This is a genomic window from Actinosynnema sp. ALI-1.44 (assembly GCF_001984155.1).
Taxonomy (GTDB): domain Bacteria; phylum Actinomycetota; class Actinomycetes; order Mycobacteriales; family Pseudonocardiaceae; genus Kibdelosporangium.
The window spans coordinates 511,189-530,372 of the sequence record NZ_MTQO01000049.1 but is presented as its reverse complement, the minus strand read 5'-3'; the positions used below and the strand labels follow the sequence as shown (position 1 = coordinate 530,372).

13 protein-coding genes are annotated in these 19,184 nt (G+C 65.7%); 5 read left to right on the top strand and 8 right to left on the bottom strand.

The genetic code is table 11. The features are described 5' to 3' along the window. The first annotated feature begins 58 nt into the window (after positions 1-58). Together ALI144C_RS32215 and ALI144C_RS32210 are read left to right on the top strand one after the other, a co-directional pair. Positions 59-1,822, top strand: coding sequence for an ABC transporter ATP-binding protein (locus tag ALI144C_RS32215; protein ID WP_076990921.1), 1,764 nt, complete (start codon positions 59-61; stop codon positions 1,820-1,822). Continuing rightward, positions 1,819-3,564, top strand: a complete 1,746-nt coding sequence (locus ALI144C_RS32210; RefSeq protein WP_076990920.1) for an ABC transporter ATP-binding protein — start codon at positions 1,819-1,821, stop codon at positions 3,562-3,564. Before ALI144C_RS32215 ends, ALI144C_RS32210 begins: the two co-directional genes overlap by 4 nt. Before the next feature lie 186 nt (positions 3,565-3,750). Here ALI144C_RS32210 and ALI144C_RS32205 read toward each other — a convergent pair whose 3' ends face one another. The 3 genes from ALI144C_RS32205 to ALI144C_RS32190 all read right to left on the bottom strand — a co-directional run bounded on the left by ALI144C_RS32205 (position 3,751) and on the right by ALI144C_RS32190 (position 7,904). Then, positions 3,751-5,328 carry a helix-turn-helix domain-containing protein gene (locus ALI144C_RS32205; RefSeq protein WP_083753571.1) on the bottom strand — a complete coding sequence of 526 codons (1,578 nt, stop codon included), beginning with the start codon at positions 5,326-5,328 and terminating at the stop codon, positions 3,751-3,753. 281 nt (positions 5,329-5,609) lie between these two features. Continuing rightward, positions 5,610-6,533 (bottom strand): aminoglycoside phosphotransferase family protein, encoded by a 924-nt coding sequence (locus ALI144C_RS32195; protein ID WP_076990919.1) that lies wholly within the window; start codon positions 6,531-6,533, stop codon positions 5,610-5,612. A 24-nt stretch (positions 6,534-6,557) separates the two neighbouring features. Further along, complete coding sequence (locus tag ALI144C_RS32190) at positions 6,558-7,904, bottom strand: helix-turn-helix domain-containing protein (protein ID WP_168211393.1); 1,347 nt, start codon at positions 7,902-7,904, stop codon at positions 6,558-6,560. 914 nt (positions 7,905-8,818) lie between these two features. On the opposite strand from ALI144C_RS32190, the gene ALI144C_RS32180 reads away from it, so the two are divergent. The 3 genes from ALI144C_RS32180 to ALI144C_RS32160 all read left to right on the top strand — a co-directional run bounded on the left by ALI144C_RS32180 (position 8,819) and on the right by ALI144C_RS32160 (position 13,368). Continuing rightward, positions 8,819-10,381, top strand: a complete 1,563-nt coding sequence (locus ALI144C_RS32180; RefSeq protein WP_143230997.1) for a hypothetical protein — start codon at positions 8,819-8,821, stop codon at positions 10,379-10,381. Positions 10,382-10,726: 345 nt separating this feature from the next. Then, complete coding sequence (locus ALI144C_RS32170; RefSeq protein WP_076990914.1) at positions 10,727-11,539, top strand: helix-turn-helix domain-containing protein; 813 nt, start codon at positions 10,727-10,729, stop codon at positions 11,537-11,539. Between the two features lie 767 nt (positions 11,540-12,306). Further along, on the top strand, positions 12,307-13,368 hold the full coding sequence (locus ALI144C_RS32160; protein ID WP_076990913.1) for a hypothetical protein: 1,062 nt from the start codon (positions 12,307-12,309) through the stop codon (positions 13,366-13,368). Positions 13,369-13,393: 25 nt separating this feature from the next. Here the strand turns inward: ALI144C_RS32160 and ALI144C_RS32155 are convergent, their stop codons facing one another. The 5 genes from ALI144C_RS32155 to ALI144C_RS32135 all read right to left on the bottom strand — a co-directional run bounded on the left by ALI144C_RS32155 (position 13,394) and on the right by ALI144C_RS32135 (position 19,012). After that, entirely contained in the window at positions 13,394-14,020 is a 627-nt protein-coding gene (locus ALI144C_RS32155; protein WP_076990912.1) for a TetR/AcrR family transcriptional regulator, read from the bottom strand. A gap of 64 nt (positions 14,021-14,084) precedes the next feature. Then, positions 14,085-15,275: a cytochrome P450 gene (locus tag ALI144C_RS32150; protein WP_076990911.1), complete on the bottom strand. Its 1,191-nt coding sequence runs from the start codon at positions 15,273-15,275 to the stop codon at positions 14,085-14,087. Then, a complete protein-coding gene (locus tag ALI144C_RS32145) occupies positions 15,268-16,482 on the bottom strand; it encodes an NAD(P)/FAD-dependent oxidoreductase (RefSeq protein WP_076990910.1) in 1,215 nt (404 codons plus the stop codon). The genes ALI144C_RS32150 and ALI144C_RS32145 overlap by 8 nt, the downstream gene beginning before the upstream one ends. Then, complete coding sequence (locus ALI144C_RS32140) at positions 16,479-17,528, bottom strand: methyltransferase (protein WP_076990909.1); 1,050 nt, start codon at positions 17,526-17,528, stop codon at positions 16,479-16,481. Before ALI144C_RS32140 ends, ALI144C_RS32145 begins: the two co-directional genes overlap by 4 nt. Beyond that, the gene (locus ALI144C_RS32135; protein ID WP_202819104.1) at positions 17,525-19,012 is read right to left on the bottom strand and encodes an FAD-dependent oxidoreductase; all 1,488 of its coding nucleotides are present in this window, start codon (positions 19,010-19,012) and stop codon (positions 17,525-17,527) included. Before ALI144C_RS32135 ends, ALI144C_RS32140 begins: the two co-directional genes overlap by 4 nt. Between the last annotated feature and the right edge of the window lie 172 nt (positions 19,013-19,184).

Below are 19,184 nucleotides of genomic sequence, written 5' to 3'. Positions count from 1 at the left end.
GTTCCACGGCGCACAGGTGTTATTGAATGAGCCTCAGTCGGCGTGTTAGGCTACCCTAATGAAACCATCAGCAGCGCCGGAGGCGCCGGGGCTGGCAGGGCCGGGCGCGTTGGCGCGCCTGCTCGCTCCGATCCGGACCCACCTAGTGATCTGCGCGATCCTGTCGACCCTGAGCGCGGCGGCGGGGATCGTGCCCTACATCGCTTTCGCCGAGATCGCTCGGGTCATGCTCGAAGGCCCGGTGGCGGAGCCCGCGAGGATCTGGACGTGGGTCGGCATCGGTGCCGCGGCCGCGGGCGTGTGGCTGTTGTTGTTCGTGCAGTCCTCTCGCGTCGGGCACTACGCCGACGCGGCGATCACGTACGAACTGCGGACGCGGATCGTGCGCTGCCTCGGCGCGTTGCCTCTCGGCTGGTTCCGCTCGGTGGGGTCCGGCAAGGTCAAGCGGGCGATGACGGGCGACATCGAAGAGATGCACGAGGTGATCGCGCACGCGCTGGGCCAGCTCACCGGAGCGATCACGGTGACAGTGGTCGGCGCGGGCTACCTGCTGTTCGTCGACGTTCCCCTTGCGCTGGTCACGCTCGGTGTCCTGGTCCTGATGGCGATCGTCTACCGCGTCTCGATGCGGTCGATGACGGTTCACATGAACCGTTTGATCGCTGCTGAGACACGGATCAGTGCCGCGAGCGTCGAATACGGCGACGGGATCCAGGTGGTCAAGACGTTCGGCACCGGGGGCCGGGTGCTGCGCCGGTTCGACGAAGCCGTGGACGAGCACACCCAGGCGTTCGCGGCGTGGGTCGCCGAGGTGCGCTACAGCTCGGCGGTCACACGCGTGCTCGGCTCGGAGATGGCCATCCTCGTCACCGTGACCGTCGCCGGGTTGATCTTCCTGCGGAACGGGTCGCTCGGTGTGGCGGACCTGGTCGCCTTCCTGGTCGTCGCGATCGGGCTGCCGAACTCGGTCATGCCTGCCGTGCAAGCGTTCCAGGGAGTACGCAAGGGCCGGATGGGCGCGGCCAACATCGAACGGCTGCTGTCGCGTGCGCCGCTGCCCGAGCCGGAGCGCCCGCAAACGCCGAGTAGTCACGGCGTTGAGTTCGACCGCGTCACGTTCTCCTACGACGGCGAGCACAACGCGGTCGAGAACATCACGGCCACCTGTCCGCAGGGTCAGGTGACCGCGATCGTGGGGCCGTCCGGGGCGGGCAAGACGACGCTCGCGAGCCTGCTGCCGCGCTTCTACGACGTGTCGGACGGCGCCATCCGGATCGGCGGTGTCGACGTGCGCTCGATCCCGTCGAAGAACTTGCTGGCGTCGATGTCGCTGGTGTTCCAGGATGTCGCGCTGCTGCGCGACAGCGTGGTGGAGAACATCCGCATCGGCAGGCCGGACGCCACCGACGCGGAGGTCCGCGAGGCGGCGAAGGCCGCACACATCCACGACGTGATCGAGGGCCTGCCCCACGGTTACGACACGCTGCTCGACGCGGGCGGGGGAAGTCTGTCCGGGGGCGAGCGCCAGCGGCTGACGATCGCGCGGGCGATCCTGTCCGGGGCGCCGATCGTCGTACTGGACGAGGCGACGGCCGCGTTGGATCCCGACAGCGAAGCGGCGGTGCAGGACGCGCTGGCCACGTTGGCTGTCGGCAAGACGGTGATCGTGATCGCCCACCGGCTGCACACGATCGCGGGCGCCAACCAGATCCTCGTACTCGACAACGGACGGCTGGTCGAGCAGGGCCACCACGATGATTTGCTGGCACACGGCGGGTTGTACGCCCGGATGTGGGCCGCACAGGAAGGGATTCTCGCATGATCCGCCGGTTGTACCGGCTCTGGCCGGAGCCGAAGATCCTGGCCGGCCTGTGGTCACTCACGGCGGCGCAGGCGGTCCTGCAAGGACTGTTGCTCGGCCTGCTCGTCCCGATCCTCGGTTGTCTCGTGCGCCCCGAGCCCGACATCGCCGCCGCCACTCCGTGGCTCGTGCTCGGCGTGATCGGCGCCGTCGCGTACGTGGTGCTCAGCATCATCGCCGACCCGATCGGATTCAAGGCGGCCGGTGTGCTCGCGGCACAACTGCGGCGAACATTGATGCGCCACGTGGCGACGCTGCCACTCGGGTGGTTCACCTCCGAGCACAAGGCGCGGCTCGCTCGCGGCGTGACCGCGGACGTCGGTGACGCCGCGCACCTGGCCGTCACGGTCGCCGGGCCCGCGATCACCTCGACGCTGCTGCCCGCGACGGTCGTCACCGTGACGCTCTTCATCGACTGGCGCATGGCGGTGCTGTTGTGCGTGATCGCGCTCGTCGCGTACGTGGCGCTGCGGCGCGCCGCGTACATCGCGGAGATCGCCGAGATCGAACTGGAGCGAGCGTCTGCCGGGGTCGCCAGCCGGGCGATCGAACTCGGCCAGGCCCAGCCGGTCCTGCGTGCCGCGGGCTACGCCGACGGCACACCGCGGATGCAAGCCGCGCTTGAGGATCATCGCGAGACCTACCGGGACGGCATGCGCCGTGCGCGGCGGCCGTTCTTCACCTACACCGCCGTGGTCATGGCCGGATTCATCGCGGTGCTCGCGCTGGTCGCGCAGCTCGTGCTGACTGACAGCATCAGTGCCGCCGAAGCGGTCGCGCTGCTTGTGCTGGCCGCGCGTTTCCTTGAGCCGCTTGGCAACCTCATCAACCTCATCGGCGCACTGCGCGCGATGACGAACAAGATCGCGCGCATCGAGGACCTGCTGAAGACTCCCGCGCTGCCGGTGCGGGAAGACCCGGTCGGCAAGATCGACGAGGCCGTGGTCGAGCTGTCCAATGTGGACTTCACCTATCCCGGCAGCGAAGACCCGGCGCTGCGTGGCGTGGTCATGCGTTGCCAGCCGGGCACCACCACCGCGTTGGTGGGGCCGTCGGGGTCAGGCAAGACGACGGTGACCCGGCTGATCGCCCGGTTCTTCGACGTCGAGTCGGGTCACGTCAGGGTCGGCGGTGTCGACGTGCGCGACCTGGACCCGAGCGTCCTGCTCGACGAGATCGCGATCGTCTTCCAGGACGTCTACCTGTTCGACGACACCATCGAGAACAACCTGCGCCTCGCGCACCCGGACGCGACGTGGGACGAGATGGAGCAGGCGGCCAGGTCGGCGCGGCTCGACGAGGTGATCCAGCGCCTGCCGGACGGCTGGGGCACACGCGTCGGCGAGGCGGGCGCCCAGTTGTCGGGTGGTGAGCGCCAGCGCGTGGCGATCGCCCGCGCGATGCTCAAGCGGGCGCGCATCGTGCTCGTCGACGAGGCCAGCTCCGCGCTCGACCCGGAGAACGAGGCCGCGGTCACGCAGGCCATCGCCAACCTCGGTGACGACCCCAACCGCACCGTGATCGTGATCGCGCACCGACCGGCCACTTTGGCCGCTGCGGACTACGTCGTGTCACTGGACGAGGGACGCGTTGTCGAGCACGGCACGCCTGCGGAGCTGATGCGTACGGACGGGACGTTCGCGCGCATCAGCCGCCAGTACGAGCGGGCACGGCACTGGCGGATCGCCAACGCGGCCCTGTAAGCCTGCACTGTGAATCCTTGCCTGTCGCCGGTGACCTGCCCACGAGGGCACCGGCGACAGGCCTGCGCCCCTGTCCGAGGACGACCGGGCGAACAGGCCCCGCAGGCGAAACACGTTGTGCCAGCAGTGATTGCAACAGGTTCAGTTGGTGGGAACTCGGCAAGCAGGCACGACCCCATGCTGATGTCACTGCGCCAGCAAAATCTGTCGATCTCGCCAGGCCAGACGGAGAAGCGTCAGCGAACTGGCCGAAAGTCGAGGATTGAGCCGGTCGATCGCTTCGCTGGTGAACGGCAAGTCCGCGCGGCTGCCTTCGCCGATCACGCGCCCCTCGTCATTGCTCGGCACAAGGCCGGCGAACAGCTGGTCAAAGACGTCACCGTCGATCACTGCAACGGTTTGCTGGTTCACACCGAGAGTGAGAGCGTCCATGACAAGGCCATAGTGCCATAGCTGGAAGCTGCCCTGGGTACGTGCTTGTTCGAAGTTGCGAAACGGCTCCTCCTCGGCGTAGTTGATCGAGCGGGCGCTACTACCGTCGTGTTCCGGGTTGCCGTAGAACTCTTCCGAGTACTCCCGCATGATGTTGCGCCACAGAGAGAAGTCGTTGTGCACGTCCACTGTGGCGAGCGATGAAGGCTGAAATTCGCCGGAAGGCATGACGGTGCACATGCTTCCGCCGTCAGCCACTGCTTTTCCGTCGCGCTGGTGCATGACGAATCGGTGCTCGCCGCGGCGATCCTTACGGATGGTCAAGGTGCTGATTCCCGGCGACATCAGCAGCCGGACCGGATCGAAGGGGTCACTTACGGATTGGCGCAAGGGCAGGCTGTCCCAACTCGGCACCGATCCACCGGACGCCAGCCAGGCGGCTTTGAACTCGTGGGCGAGGTATTCCTTGACGTCGAACACCTCGAAGAACGTGGTAGTGCCGAACGTCATCGACAACCCACCCCGCTGCGATATCTCGAGGAGCCGGTAACTGAGCCGGTTCTCCAGCAAGCGAGGACGGACGAGATCTCTGACAGCCCTGCTGTAGCTGGAGTAGCGGTTGCCACGAGCCGTCAACGGCAGCACCCGGTCATTCGGTTCGATCGTCGGAGTGGAATGTCCGGCGTCGGTGAACGTCAGCCGGACGGAGTCCAGTTCCACTGGCTTGTCCAGGAGCCAATCGGACCCCACCAGCGCGTGGCCTCCGGGCGCCCAGTGGCTTTTGGGGTACAGCCACGCCGCGAGTTCCGCCAGTTCCCGCCCATGCGCGCCAGGTGCGCGGCGCACACGAATCCACTGTTCCTGACTTCGCCGAACGTTCTCGGCGATGTCGGGTCCGAGTACCTCGGTGGCATTACCGTCGTTGAGGGGCGATGAGTTGTCGGAGAGGCGTATGGCGGTCTGGATGAACTCGCGTACGGCGGGACTGGTGAAGGCCTGCGCCATCGTCGTGTTGTGGTGACGCGATGTTCCTGCCGACCGGTCGTGTGACGTTACACGGCGCTGTCGTTGCTCGACCAATGCTTCCTCGCGGAGCTTGAGCAGGCTTCCGCTTGCGTTCAGGACATTGTCGAGTGTCTGTATCAAGTCCAGCGAAGGAAGGTTCCTGCGAGCTACTTCGGCATGCGACACGTACTGCCGCGTGTAGCCAGCCCTGGCGGCGAGATCGACTTGGCTCCAGCCAGCTCCCAGTCGTAGCCTTTTGACCTCGGCTGCGAGGCGATCTGCCGCTGAGTTCGGCTCCGGGGTGCTGGGATTGTCGTTACCACCCACGCCGTGCTCCTAGAGGTCTCCACGAGTCCGTGACCGGCCTGCGGTTGCTTCAGATCAGTTGTTGCGTAACGATAGCCCATTCACTTGCCAGGAGGGCATACCTCTGCCTTGATTAACTCTGTTGGGTCGTTGCATGCGATGCTACTGTAAAGCGTTGTTCACGTGCCCACGTGGTGGCGTAGGCGCGTCAAGCTGTCGAACCGGCCGTGACCACTAGTGTGGTTTGCCGGTCGCCATAGGTCTATTCCAGACGATTTCGCCGGGGCTGACGAATAGGTTAGTTAGAAAGACTTCCATACAGCGGTTCCGTGAGCTGTCCTGATGTCGCTAAGACGTTGCCGTAGCGCGCCTGCCAGTCCTGGTCGGCGCGGCACTTGACGGAGCAGCGCCACAAGCTGCACGAGGTCTCGGATGGCGAACAGGGTGGGGAGGCCGGACCATTGGGCGAGGTCGTATCCGTACTCGGCTGCGAAGTCGTCGGACCACTGCTGTCCGCGGCCGAATCGGGTCGCCGCGTGCCAAGTGGGGATCAGGTCAACCTCCCGCGGGCCCCAAGAGACCGAGTCCCAGTCGCCGAGTAGGACCGTTCTCGGGTTGGCCGTGTCGTTCCACAGTAGATTTCCCGCCCACGCGTCGCCGTGGATGTGCCCGTCGCCCAAACGCCAGTCCAGACGGGCAAGCTCGTCGCGTAAATAATCGATGCGTTGTAGGAGCCACCGGCGGTCCGAGTCGTCGATTGCGATGGGGCGCGTGGTGTCTCTGAGTACCCCTTCCAGGCTGGTCAAAGCCGTCCACCGAGGCAGTTCGAATGGTGGTGACGGTAGCGCATGCAACTGACGAAGCAGACCGGCGAGGTCGGTGGATGTGGGGGACAGGTCGGGTGGCTGGGGATAATAGGTCCACACTGTGGCGACCGCGTGCTCGTCCAAGGGGATCACGTCCGTGGTCAGCGGTGCGGTTGCCGGGAACTGCTGGTGTTGGACAAGCCATCGGCAGACTGCGATGTTCGTGGTCGCCTTCTGATGAGCGAATGCGGAGTCGGTGATCCGGATGATGGCGGGATGTTCGGGTAGCAACCACACTGCGTTGGCGTAGTGGTGCAGCAGTTGCGCACCGGACGCGGGTAGGCCGGTGTGCGAGCACGCTGTTTGCAGGCGATTGCGCATCTCGGTCGTAGCGCTGGCGTTCCTGATGGGGTTGGCCACAAGCCTCGATTTTCGTGCTCGCACCTATTCGACGCAAGGCATGACGGCGAAGGCCGTGATCTTCTGCTGGAGTTCGATGGCGCCGACTGAGGTTTTGCCTGACTTTGACGTCAGGGCAGTTGCCAAGGCAGTGAGTGAAGGCCGCAGGTGTTCGGTGCGCAGGGCTACGGGCAGGCTGAAGACGGGGGTGAGGGCGTCGTGGACGCCGGTCAGGTCGCGTGCTGTGAGTCGCGCCGTGGCGATGTCGATCCGGGCTAGCGCGATGTCGCCGTACGAACGCAACTCGGGCTCGCCGGAGAGGTAGCTGTCGATGGCTGATTGGGCGTGCTGTTCGGCTAGTTGAGGCTGGTTGATCAGCGTGTGCACTTGGCCGGCGTACATCGAGGCTTTGGGTGCTGGGAACTCGAGGATCCCGCCGATGTCGTCGAGGTCTGCTACTTCGTTCGTTTGCCGCAGAACTTCCTGTGCCTGCTCGACCGTCGCCAGGGAACACTGCGTGGTGGCGCTGCCCGGTATCCGGGACCTGGCCAGGTGTTGACGGGCCCGGCGGACATGACTGATCGCCTCATGAAGGTTACCTCGGCCTTCGGCGATGAGTGCTTGGGTGCCGTATGCCCATGCTCCGAGTTCTACGTGGTCGATCTGCTCAGCGCACTGCAGGGCGAGGCGAGTCTGCGTCATGCCCTCGTTCGGGTGTCCGAGCAGGTGGGAGGCATGGGCGAGCACAACGGAGGTCATGCCGAGCAGCATGAGCAGTTCGTGGTCGTGCCGGGGGTGATGACGGCGAGCCTCGATGTCGCTGAACAGTTCTCGCCGGATGTTGTCCAGATCGCTGAACACCTCGGCAGCAGGTCGGTGCAGGAAGTCGGCGGATGATGCTTTCAGGCAATCGCGGTACATCTGGATTGCGTGTGCACCGGCGTTCGTGGCGGCCATCCAGGAGCTGATCCACCGTGCGTCCTGCGCGGATGCCCGGACCATCTTGCGCGTCGTGATGGAGTCGGTTTCCGTTGCGGTCGCCGTGCCCCTGCTGGAGGCGATGGTCGGGCCCGGTGAAGCGCCGGATCCTGCTGTCTGTTGCTTGCGCAGTACAACACGCCGTCCTTGTCGCTCAACCAGTGCGTCTTCGCGGAGGGCGACCAGTTGTCCTTCGGCGGTCAAGACGTCATCGAGTGTGCGAATCAAGTCCAGTGAGGGGAGGTTCCTGCGGGGTATCTCGGCTTGCGATACGTATTGTCTGGTGTAGCCAGCCGCAGCTGCGAGGTCGACTTGGCTCAGTCCGGATTTCCGTCGCAGCCTGCGGATCTCGGATGCGAGACGCTCTGCGGCAGAGTCAGGACTCGTGGCGACGGTCCTTTCGTCGGCGCTCACCATGCTCTCCTTGCGTTGCTCGCAAATCTGCTACGGGATAGAAGATATTCCGGAAGGATGGTGTCGCCACCATAGTCCATTGGTCGACGAAGAGCGCTAGTTGTGTTCCTGGTACACCCGGTCGAGGCAACGGTGTATCAGCCTGTACATCGACGTCGTTGCAGGTGGGCCCCGGTTGTCAGGTGGCGAGGGCCGACCCTGGACGGACCTGTTGGTTTCGCGCACACTGATGGGTAGTCCGTTCCGCAAGGCTGATGGGTGCAACTACCTCAGATTCTGAGTTGCCCCGTTTCGGAGCGCCGATTCCTTTGGTCGTATGTAGCAACACCCACGATTCATGCGTCCGGATGGAGCGAATGTGTTCAGCGGGATCGGCGAACTCTCACTGTCGGGTTTCCCGAATTCGAGATTCTCAATCGGTGCTGCCGCCGACCGGTGGAGCGAAGCAGTCGGTCTTGTGGCGGTCGTGTTCGTCCTGTTCCTTGTGGCTGCAGGTGCAGTTGCCTGGGCACGCAGCCGTGTGGTCGAACGGCGAGTGGCGCGTGTTCGTCTTGTTGAGGTGCAGGATCGGGCGTGCGACATCCGGCGAAGGCCGCGAGCGCCGGATGAAGCAACGCGTCCGTCTGCTCCGGGTGCTGCTTGCACGCGGCGGGAACGGTCCGGATCGTGATTGCTGGTGAGTGGAATGAACGTGGTCGTCATCCCTTGCCTCAGGATGGCGGCCAGCGGCGGCAGGAATATCTGCCGCGTGGTGGGGTAGGCGCTGTGTCGAGCAGGTAGTGGCTCCGCAGGACGATTCGCCGACGTCTGTCGCGTTGAGACCGCCTGCTCTGCGTCAACCCGCCGATCCGCACGGCTGATGTGGCCCGCAACCACCACCGCGGCCGTGCGGATCGGGCTCCATCGTTTCCCCTATGAACGCCAAGCAAAGGAAGTGGATCATGACGTCTGCGCGAGGAAGGTTGCGCGACACAGTGTACAACGCCATTCATCGTGTTGCCGCACAACATGCTGTGCTGCGCCTCGACGGCGAAGCCAACCTGTTCTGCGATGCTCCGGCCGAACCGACCGCCTTCATCCAGTGGGTGCACCAGAGTCGGCGAGGGCTGCTTGCTTATGCCATCGAGCACGGATCGTCGAGTATCGAGGACACGAGCCGTGACGCCCTGAGCGTGTTTGACGAGCAAGCCTCGCCGGTCGTTTCCACACAGGCGGTGTTCGACGTACTGGCTGCGGATGCCGAACACGACGGCTATCTGACATGTCTGCTACAGCGTGAACTTCTCGTGCACGGCGGCATCTTTGGTGACGAGGAGGCGCGTGCGTTCGCTGCGGCGTACTTTCGGCAGCATGGTGTACCTGCGACACCGATGGATGTGGCGGCGTATAGAGCGGGTGTTGACGGCTTGTTCCTGTCGTTCGTGTCAGCGGTGGGCAGCCAGCACGACGTTGCCAGTGACGGCGCGGTTCTTCTCGCTCCGGTGGGGATCGACCGCGCATTGCTGGACGCTGCCGTCGGGTATGGCTGTGTGACTGATGTTGTCGAGGAGTTGACTGGTCCGGTACTTGCCGAATGGCTCGGTCGTGATGGTGATGGGGCGCGTGCGGTGGTTCTGCCGGTGGTGAATCCGCTGACCGGGCAGGTACTTACCCAGCGACGTGCTCGCGATCTAGCTGGCGTCGTGTTGCGGCACAACAGGGATCACCCGGACCGGCCGGTGTTCGTGTTCTCCGACGTGTCCGGGATCGAGAGTTGTCACACCGAGGTCATCGAGTTCGACACCGTCCCGATGGGCGCGCTCACCGGTGTCGATGTTGGTGACTCGTCGTTGGGTGGGATGAGTGCGTGGACGTTGGATGTGGTGTCACCGCGCATGGTTCTGCTGACCTCGCGGGTGGCGTTCGCGGTGACAGGGAATCGGTGGCTGCGTGGTGCGGTGAACGACTGGAGCATCACCTACGGACACGCCAACACCTGCGCGCTGGACGACCTCGCGGCTGCGGCGGCGTTGTGCCTGACACCGCGGCGCTGGTTCGACGAAGCGAATGATCACACCGCGAACAACCTTCGGCTGCTGCGTGAGGCTGTTGTCCGGTTCAACTCGGCCGAGTGTGGATTCGAGGGACTGAGCATCGGGAGTCATGTGGACGGTGGGTGGCATACCACCGTACGCTTCCATCAGCGGCTGTTCCCGTTCTCCGTCGACGGCAGCTTCGATGTGTTCACTTCGTTGCTGGAGTACCACTGCGTGGTTTCCGACTCCATGCGTGTCGTGTTGCTGCCCGGTGAGCTGTTCAGCTGGTACTACGATCCGGACGCGGTCGAGCCGCACGTTGTTCTGCGGGTGAATCTGTCGGCGCCGCGCGAGGCGTTCCAAGCTTTCCTGTGGCAGCTGGGTCAATGTTCGTCGGAGTTGTGGCAGCGGACGTGGAACGCCTGTCAACGATCGGCCCGGGTGATGGCGGTTGGCGGGTGATCACGTGGGCGCCGTCGGGGTCGTGTGGTGGGGGACCAATCCGGAATGCAGTGCGTACTACGCCGGGCGGGTGCATGCGGTGTCGCGTGAGTATCCGTGGACCTCCTTGTGTGGGCTTCCTGTCGAGCAAGTGTGGGAGCAGCGGCCGCTCACGTCGCACCGTCTGTGCCCGGAGTGCTGTTTGCTCGCGGTCGCGTGGATATTTCCCGTTACTGATCAGCAGCGGCCGGTGCTCGACCTCGCCGACACGACCCAACCCTCTGCGACACAACTGTCCACTACGGATACGAAACGCGACATCATGCCTATCACCGAATATCCGGCGCCTGCGCTCAGGGAGCTTGTATGAGCGGCAATCTGGAGTTGAACTACTACGGCCGCAAGCTCGCGCGAGTGTTGAAGAAGCTGCGAGAGCAGAACAGGTTGACCCAGGGCCAGGCGGGCGAGCGTGTATTCCTGGACCCGAAGAAGCTCGGTCGGCTCGAACGGCGCCAGCTGCCGACGTATCACGAGCTGATCATCTTGTTGGACGCTTACGGGGTTCCGAGTTGTGATTACACGCCGTACACCGAGTTGTGGAAACAGGCGAAGCAACGGCCGTGGTGGCACGAGTTCAACCTCGACGACGTTCGCTACATCCGGCTGGAGGACTACGCCAGCCGGAAGGTCGAGTATCAACTCAGCCAGCTCCCGGCCCTTCTGCACACCGAGGCCTACGCACGCATCACCATCGCGAAACAGTGCCCGTCGCTGGTGGCCAAGCGGGTGGCGTTCCTGAAGCGGCAACAGGAGCGGCTCATCGCGGAACCGGTGCTGGAGTTCCACGCCTTGATACATGAGTCTGTGCTGGGCCACGGAGTGGACGATGACCAGCTGGCGAAGCTGATCAAGTGCGCGCAGCTGCCGAACGTCACCCTGCAGATCGTGCCACCCGCCTGTGCGGGCCCGGAGCTCACCAGCTCGGTGAGCTTGCTGTCGTTCGACGACCTCGACGAGCCGGACAGCGTGTTCACCGAATCGGTGATCGGCCTGCAACAAAGCCACGACCCGACGCACACCGACAAGATCAGACACCTGCTCCGCCACGTCGCACGACAAGCGCTCAGCCCCGAGGCATCACTCGAACAGCTCCGCGACATGCTGCAGTCACGTCCATAACGGCACTGCTCGGATGCCCGTCCCCACCGGCCCCTTCGACCTTCGCGTCATCCGACGTCGATCGGCTGTGAATGACACGCCGACCGGCCTGCAGGCTCCTGCCGACACGCTGAACCGATTCGAATGTATGTTCGATAGTCGTTACGATGTGGCCCTATGACGCCCCTGCTGACCAGCGACAACACCTGTCTTGCGCCGTGTGATTGTGACGTTCGGTGGCCGGTCTCATGATCAATAGTCCGTATACGCGCATGATTGGCGACGATCTCCACGGTTGGCACGCGAGGGTGACACCGGCGTGGGTACGTCTGGACGCGCTCTACCTTCGTAACCCGAACACACCGATCCGCACGGTGGGGGATGGACTTGACCTGTCCGGCGAGGTTCGCGGCCACGTGTCGGGTTGGTGGCGGACAGTGAAAGGCGATTGGCTGGGCGTCGTGAACTTCGCGGTCCCGTACGCGGACGGACGTCGGGACAGGCTGGAGCTGCAGGATCAGTTGGTGCCTGGTTATGCGCTGCGCAAACGGGACGACTCTCGTCCGCATTGATCGGCTGTCGGTGGTGGTACCGCGTTCGGGTGGCGCGGGGACCTGATTGGACGTGTCCGTAGGGGACGATGGTGGCAACCGGACGCCACGGGTGATTGACGTTGGCCCATCCGTGGCGTCCGGTTCTGAGTGATCTCATAAAGCCGTCCACTGCCACCTGTGGACACGCCGCTTGTCGAGGCAGTGGCGACACGTTGGTGCTTCGCCGGTCCGCGTGTGTTGGAGTTGCCCGGCGCGGTGTTCGGGCTGGAGGAGCCGATCGCGTTTAAGGTGTGCGCCAACCCGCTGCTCGTGGGAGGAGATTCGGTGCATCGCCGTGAGCTGTTGTCCGGCTTGGTCGCGCTGGCCAGTACGTCCCTGATTCCCACTGGGCACGCTCAGGCCGCTGGGACTGAGCCCCGGACCGTCACCGCTCTGCGTGCCGAGCTGGTTCGTACGCGGGTGGAGTTCGATGCGTGTCACTACCAGGCTGTTGCGGGGCTGCTGCCTGCCCTCGTCGCTGACGGCCACCGGTTGCGTGACGCGACTGCGGGGCAAATGAAAGAACGGGCGGAATCGGTGCTCGCCGATGCCTACAGCCTTGCCGCGTTCACAGCGGACAAGCTAGGGGACTGGGGCTTGTCGTGGGTGCTCGCCGATCGCGCCCGGCGACACGCGACGGTGAGTGGCAATCCGCTGTCCGTCGCGGCGGCGACCCGCGAAGCCGCCGTCGCCATGCGCCGTGCCCAGCATCACGGCACGGCCGCGGAGCTTCTGACCACCACGGCCACCAGCCTGCCAGCCGAGACCGGTTGGGATCTGGTCGGTCAGGGCAGTCTGTTGTTGACGGCCGCGTATACCCATGCTCAGCAAGGTGACACCGGCGCCGCGCACGATCTGGCGGCCGAGGCCAGGGGCGTAGCCGCTCGCCTGCCCGCGTGGCTGCCGAGCAACCCGATCTTCACTGCCAGCCAAGTGCCGGTGTACGAGATCTCCATCCACAATGCGCTGGGCGACCCAGCGCAGGCGCTTACTGTGGCGCGTGGGTTGCGGCTCGGGCAGTTGCCCAGTGCCGAACGCCGGGCGCGGGTCTGTATCGACGTGGCCCGAGCCTGGCACGCCTACGGTCGAGCCGAGAACTGCTTGCGGGCGTTGGAGCACGCCGAGCGATACGCGCCGGAAGAAGTCCGCCGCGGACAGATCCGCCAGTTCACACTGGGATTGCTGGAACTGCCTGGCGTGGCACCCACGGGGCTTCGTGTCTTCGCTGCGCGTACCGGCGCGGATGCCAGCCTGTGAGTACTGCGGCACAGCACCGCCGCCGTCAGCCTTCGATGCGCAGGTAGCGGTGGGCGAGGTCGGTGAGGTCGGCGATGAGCTCCACAGCCAGCCGGTCGATGTCGGCGGCCTCGTGGTGCAGCAGCGCGTGGGTGGAGCCGTACCAGGCGCTGTAGATCAGGTTCGCGGCCATCGCGGGGTCGGGCGCGTCCGGTGGCGCGTCCGGGCGTTCGGCGATGAGCTCGCGGAACGCCTCCATGTGCGCGTTCTCCGCTGAGACCTGCATCGTGGTCTTGGCGTTGATCGGCGTGTGGTCGTAGAGCACGTCGTGCAGTTCGGCATGCTCCACATAGGCGCGGACGGCGTCGCTGAGCCACGCGTCCACTCGGCCGATCCAGTCGTCGGCGGGCAGGGCCCGCACCACCGCTTGCTGCCGTTCCACCAGCCTGTCGTTGAAGCGGGCCCGCACCGCGACCAGAAGGTCGTGCTTGGAGCGGAAATGCAGGTACAACGTGCCGATGGCGACGTCCGCGCGGTCGGTGATCTCGTCGAGCCGGGCGGCGTCGATCCCCTTCTCGACGAACACGCGCTCGGCCGCGTCGAGAAGGTCGGCCCGCCGCTCCTCGGCGGGTTTGGTACGCGGGCGGCCTGGGCTCGTACGGCGCTGACTCATTCCGCGCATTCTACGTGCACAGCAGGGGGCACGCTGCCACTGAGTGAGCCTCCTTCGGGGGCGGTCAGGTGGACACCCGCAGTGGCAGCCGTTTCGGTGAAACTATCTGCACCGGGTTCTCGAACTCGATCGAACCGGACTCGTCCACGCGGATGTCCTGGTACCGATCCAGCAACGCGTTCAGCGCGACGTCGGCTTCCAACCTGGCCAGGTGTGCGCCGACGCAGAAGTGGACACCGTGGCCGAACACGACGTGACCGGCGGTGGTTCGATGGATGTCAAACACGCCTGGGTCGGGGAACCGGGCAGGATCACGGTTGGCCGCGCCGATCCACGTCGTGACCAGTTCTCCGGCGGGCACGGCATGGCCGCCGATCCGGGTGCCGGTCGTGGTGACGCGCGTCAGTCGGCAGAACGGCGACCGGATCCGCAGGATCTCCTCGATGGCCGCGGGCAGCAGCACGCGGTCCGCCCGGACGGCGGCCGCGGCTTCGGGGTGCTGCTCGAAGCAGAGCACCGCGTTGCCGATCAGGGCCATGGTGGTGGCGTACCCGGCGAGCAACGTCAGTGCGATGATGCCGACCGCCTCGCCGTCGGCCAGCGGCCGACCGTCCACCTGAGCCGTGGCGACCCTGCTGAGCAGGTCATCGGTCGGCTGACGGCGGCGGCGGCGCACGTGGCCGATCAGGTACTCGTTCATCTCGCGCACCGCCGGTGCGACCACGGTGGCCAGTTCGTCGGGCCGCACGGTGGCCGCGGCCACGATGCCGAGGGCCTCGCCCCACACGTGGAAGCGCGGTTTGTCCTCGATCGGCAGTCCCAGCAGCTCGGCGACGACGGTGATCGGCAGGGGGTAGGCGAGCGCGTCGATCAGATCGAACTGGCCCGCGTCCGCTACGGCGTCGAGCAACGAGTCGGTGGTCTTCTCGATGTGCGGTCGCAACCCGGCCACGGCACGCGGGGTGAAGACCTGGCTGACCAGCGTGCGCAGTTTCCGATGCCGCGGCCAGTCCTTCGTCACGAGATTGCCCATGTCGAAGAAGTCGAGATCGGGATGCGGCGGGTTGAAGACCCTGGTGACGTCGGACGAGAACGTCGCTGTGTCCGACAGGACACGGACGACGTCGGCGTGCCTGAACACCTGCCAGCCGTGCTCGGCGTCGTGGCGCACCGGTTGGGTTTCGAGCATTTCCCCGAACCAGGCGAACATCTCTTCGGCTGGGTCCATGGCGGCGACGTTGTTCGGTTCACTCATCGTGTACGTCCATAGTGGTGGGTTCGGACCATGTGGCGAGGAATTCGGGTAGTGAGCCCACGCCCGAGTTGACGCGGATGAACTCGTTCATCGCTTCCTCGTGACCGTGAATGGCCTTGAGCAGACGAAGGAAGTCGCCGGTCGGGGGCGTCAGTGTGGCCAGTTCGACGGTGAAGTCGTAGATCGGCAACGCGTGGTGGTCGCGGTTGGCGTGGTAGTCGGCCATCGCGGTGCCGAAGGGCTGCAGTCCGGAGAAGGCGGCGTTCAGTGCGTTCGCGCACGACTCGGCTGACCGGAACGCGTCGCTGATCCCCTGCGCGGTGATGGAGTCCTTGGTGTACCCGGCGTCGCCGACCAGCGCCCAGCCGGGGCCGAACGGCTTGCGGAAGAAGTTCGGCACGGCCTTGCCGACCAGCCGCGTCTCCTGCCGCGCCTCGCGAATCCGTTCCGCGAACGCCGGGACCAGTTCCAAGTTCTTGGCGTAGTGGCCTTCAACGTCCTTGCGCACCTCGTCGAACGCGGCGAACGGCCAGGTGCCGACGACCATCGTCAGACCGTCGTTGGTCGGTGACGCGGCGAAGCCCTGATGGGGCCGGGCATACGCCTCGAACACGCCGTGCATCGGAAGCCCGCTGAAGTACGTGTAATAGGCGCACATCAACCGTGGCTTCTCGTGATACGCCTGCGCGCCGACCAACCGTGCGACCAGCGAGTGCAGACCGTCCGCGCCGACCACGACACGCGCGTGCTCGGTGATTACCGGACCGTCACGCTCCCGCCCGCGGACGCCGACCACCCGGCCGTCGTCGTCGAAAACGAGGTCGGTGACGCCGAATCCCTCACGGACTTCGGCGCCTGCTTCTCTGGCCGCGTCCACCAGGATCTTGTCCAGCACGGTCCGGCGGGGGCCGTACGCGACCGGTTCGTAGGTCGTGCCCGGGTTGCCGGAGATGGCGAACTGCTCGAAGTCGTAGGTGTACGTGTGGATGGGCGGGCATCCAGTGGCCACCACCCGATCCAGCAGGCCCCACCTGCGCAACGCGGCAACACCATGAGGCTGTAGCAGATGCGTGGACAACGTGTCGCTGGGGAAGGTGGCCCTGTCCACGACCAGGACGCGATGTCCCATCCGCGCCAGCAACATCGCGGTCGGCGACCCGGCGCACCGCGCCCCTACCACGATGACGTCGTAGCCGGTCGTGCTCATGCTGTGTCGGGTACTGCTTCGATGACCGACGCGTTGATCTCCTGTGCCAGCGGCACAGACCCGGTCACGCGCAGCCCGGCCTGCGCGCAGAGTGCGGTGTGCTCGGCCCGTGTGCGGTTGCGACCGCCGATGGTGACCAGCATGTGCAGGTCCGTCAGGTACGGGTTCTCGAAGGCGGCGTGGTTGAGCGTACCGGCCGTGTCCGGCAGGACCGCTTCGACGATCAGCAGTCTGCCGTGCTCGGGCATGGCCGCCCGGCAGCAACGCAGGATCCGTGCCGCGTGCTCGTCGTCCCAGTTGAGCACGACGTTCTTGACCAGGTACAGGTCCGCGCCCTTGGGGACCTCGGTGAAGAAGTCGCCCGCGACCGCGGTGCACCGGTTGTCCAGTGTGGACGACGCGATGGTTTCCCGCGCCCGCGCCACCCCGGCTTCGGTGTCGAACACCGTACCGGTCAGATGCGGGTGCCGTTCGAGCAGAGCGGCGAGCATCGTGCCGTCACCGCCGCCGATATCGGCCACCGTCCCGAAGCGGCTCAGGTCGTACGCCGCCGAGATCGCCTCGGCCATCTCCGGGTGCAGGTGCCGCCTGCTCATGGCCCGGTGGAACAGCGCGGCCAGGTCCGGACGGCCTGACATGTAGGTGAAGACGGGCTCGCCGTACTCGGTGTCGAACGCGGGCTCGCCGTCGCGCAGCGACTGGTCCAGGTTGACCCAGTTGCGCTGGAAGACCTCGTGGGTCATCAGTTGCGTGAAGTCCAGCAGCGACTCCGGGTGGTCGCGGCGCAGCAACGCGCCCGCCTCGGTGAGGGCGAACCGGTCGGGCGTGCGCTCGGTGCACAGACCGAGTGACGCCAAGGTGCGCAACAGTCTGCTCAGCTGCTCGGCGGGCACTCCGCAGGCCGCGGCCAGATCCGCGGTGCCGGCTTCGGTGTCGCCGATGTGGTCGGCCAGACCCAGCCGTGCGGCGGCGCCGAGCGCCTGGGTGGCCATGGTCCCGAAGATCGTCGTGATCACGGTGCGGCGGGCGTCCGCTGCCGCGGTCATGAGCTCACCGGCCGGATGGACAAGGTGTGGTTGAAGATGTTCATCGGGTCCCATTTCGCCTTGACTGCCTGCAGTCTCGGGTAGTTCTCGCCGTAGTAGAGCTCGGGCCACGCGACGGTGGACGTGTTCCACTCCGGGTCCGCGAGGTCGATGTCCGCGTAGTTGACGTACGCGCCGGTGTGGTTCTCGTCCGGCACGGGGACGCCGCCGGTCGACGAGTGCACGTCGCGGTACAGTTCGCGGATCCACCGGATGTGCCTGTCGTCCTCGGCCGAGTCGTGCCACGTCACCATGTAGAACGTCTTCACCACGGCGCCGCGCGGGATGGCCGTGGCGCCCGGCGGCACGGTGTTCACCTTGCCGCCGTAGGCGATGTAGTCGATCGCAGAGTAGGTGCCCTGGTAGTCGTCCCGGGTGAGGTGGCGGTAGATCGTGGAGAGCTGCTCCTCGGTGTGCGGCGTGCGCAGGTCCGCGGACTTCACCTTGCACCGCAGGGTGATCGCGAACGGTCCGGTCTCGGGCACGGCCAGGTACTGGCTCGCTGCCAGCCACGGCAGGGACTGTCGCCGGACGAGCGGGGTGACACCGACGCCGTCGTTGAGCGCCGCCAGGAACACGTCCAGCCGAGCTGCCGCGTTGGTCGCGTCTGCGGGGACGTGGGCGTGCATCATCAGGTTGCCCGCCGAGCGGTGCAGGCACGTGAGCATCGCGTAGATGTCCACATTGGGCGCGCCGTCGACGCTGTTGGCCATCTGCCACGCCATGAAGTTGCCGAGCAGCCGCACGAAGTCCTGTTCGGTCAGGTCGGCCCATGGCCAGCTCACTTCGGCGATGTGCAGTGCGCCGGGCGGCTGGGGCAACAGACCGGCCGGATCTGAGCCGGACGCCTCGGGTGAACGCATCCAGTACCGGGTGATCACGCCGAAGTTCCCGCCGCCTCCGCCGGTGTGCGCCCACCAGAGCTCCCGGTTCGGGTCGTCCTGCTCGCGACTGGCCACGACCGTCGACACAGTGCCGTCTTCACCGACCACCACCACTTCGACCGCGTACAGGTAGTCGACGCTCAGGCCAAGGAGCCTGGCCAGCGGACCGTAACCGCCGCCGCTGATGTGGCCGCCCGCTCCCACACCCATGCAGAAACCGCACGGGATGGTGACACCCCAGTTGTGGAACAGTTCGTGGATCATCTTGCCGACAGGGGCGCCAGCCTCGATCACGAAGGCGTTGCGCTCCTCGTCGAACCCTATGTGGGACATGGGAGACAGGTCGATGATCACCTTGACGTCGGGCGCTGCGACGAAGTCCTCACCGCAGTGCCCGCGTGAGCGCACCGCGATCCGCTTCCCGGCCGAGACGGCCTCCCTGACCGCGTCCTCGACCTGTCCGGTGGAGTGCACGAGCCGGAAGTAGTCGGGTTTCGCGACGAACCGGTAGTTGTACGCCCGGCACAACGCCTCGTAGCGGATGTCGTCGGGCGTGACCATGGTTGAAACTGGCGTCGAGTAAGTCGGCACGTTTCCATCTCCCTGGTGATGATCTCCACCTTGGCAGGAGAAGTTGGCCGCGGGCAACACAAACGAAAGTTCCATGCGACTAGACCCGGAGATCTAAACCCATTGCCGCCCGTGATGCTCGTCGGTAAATTCGAGTACCACG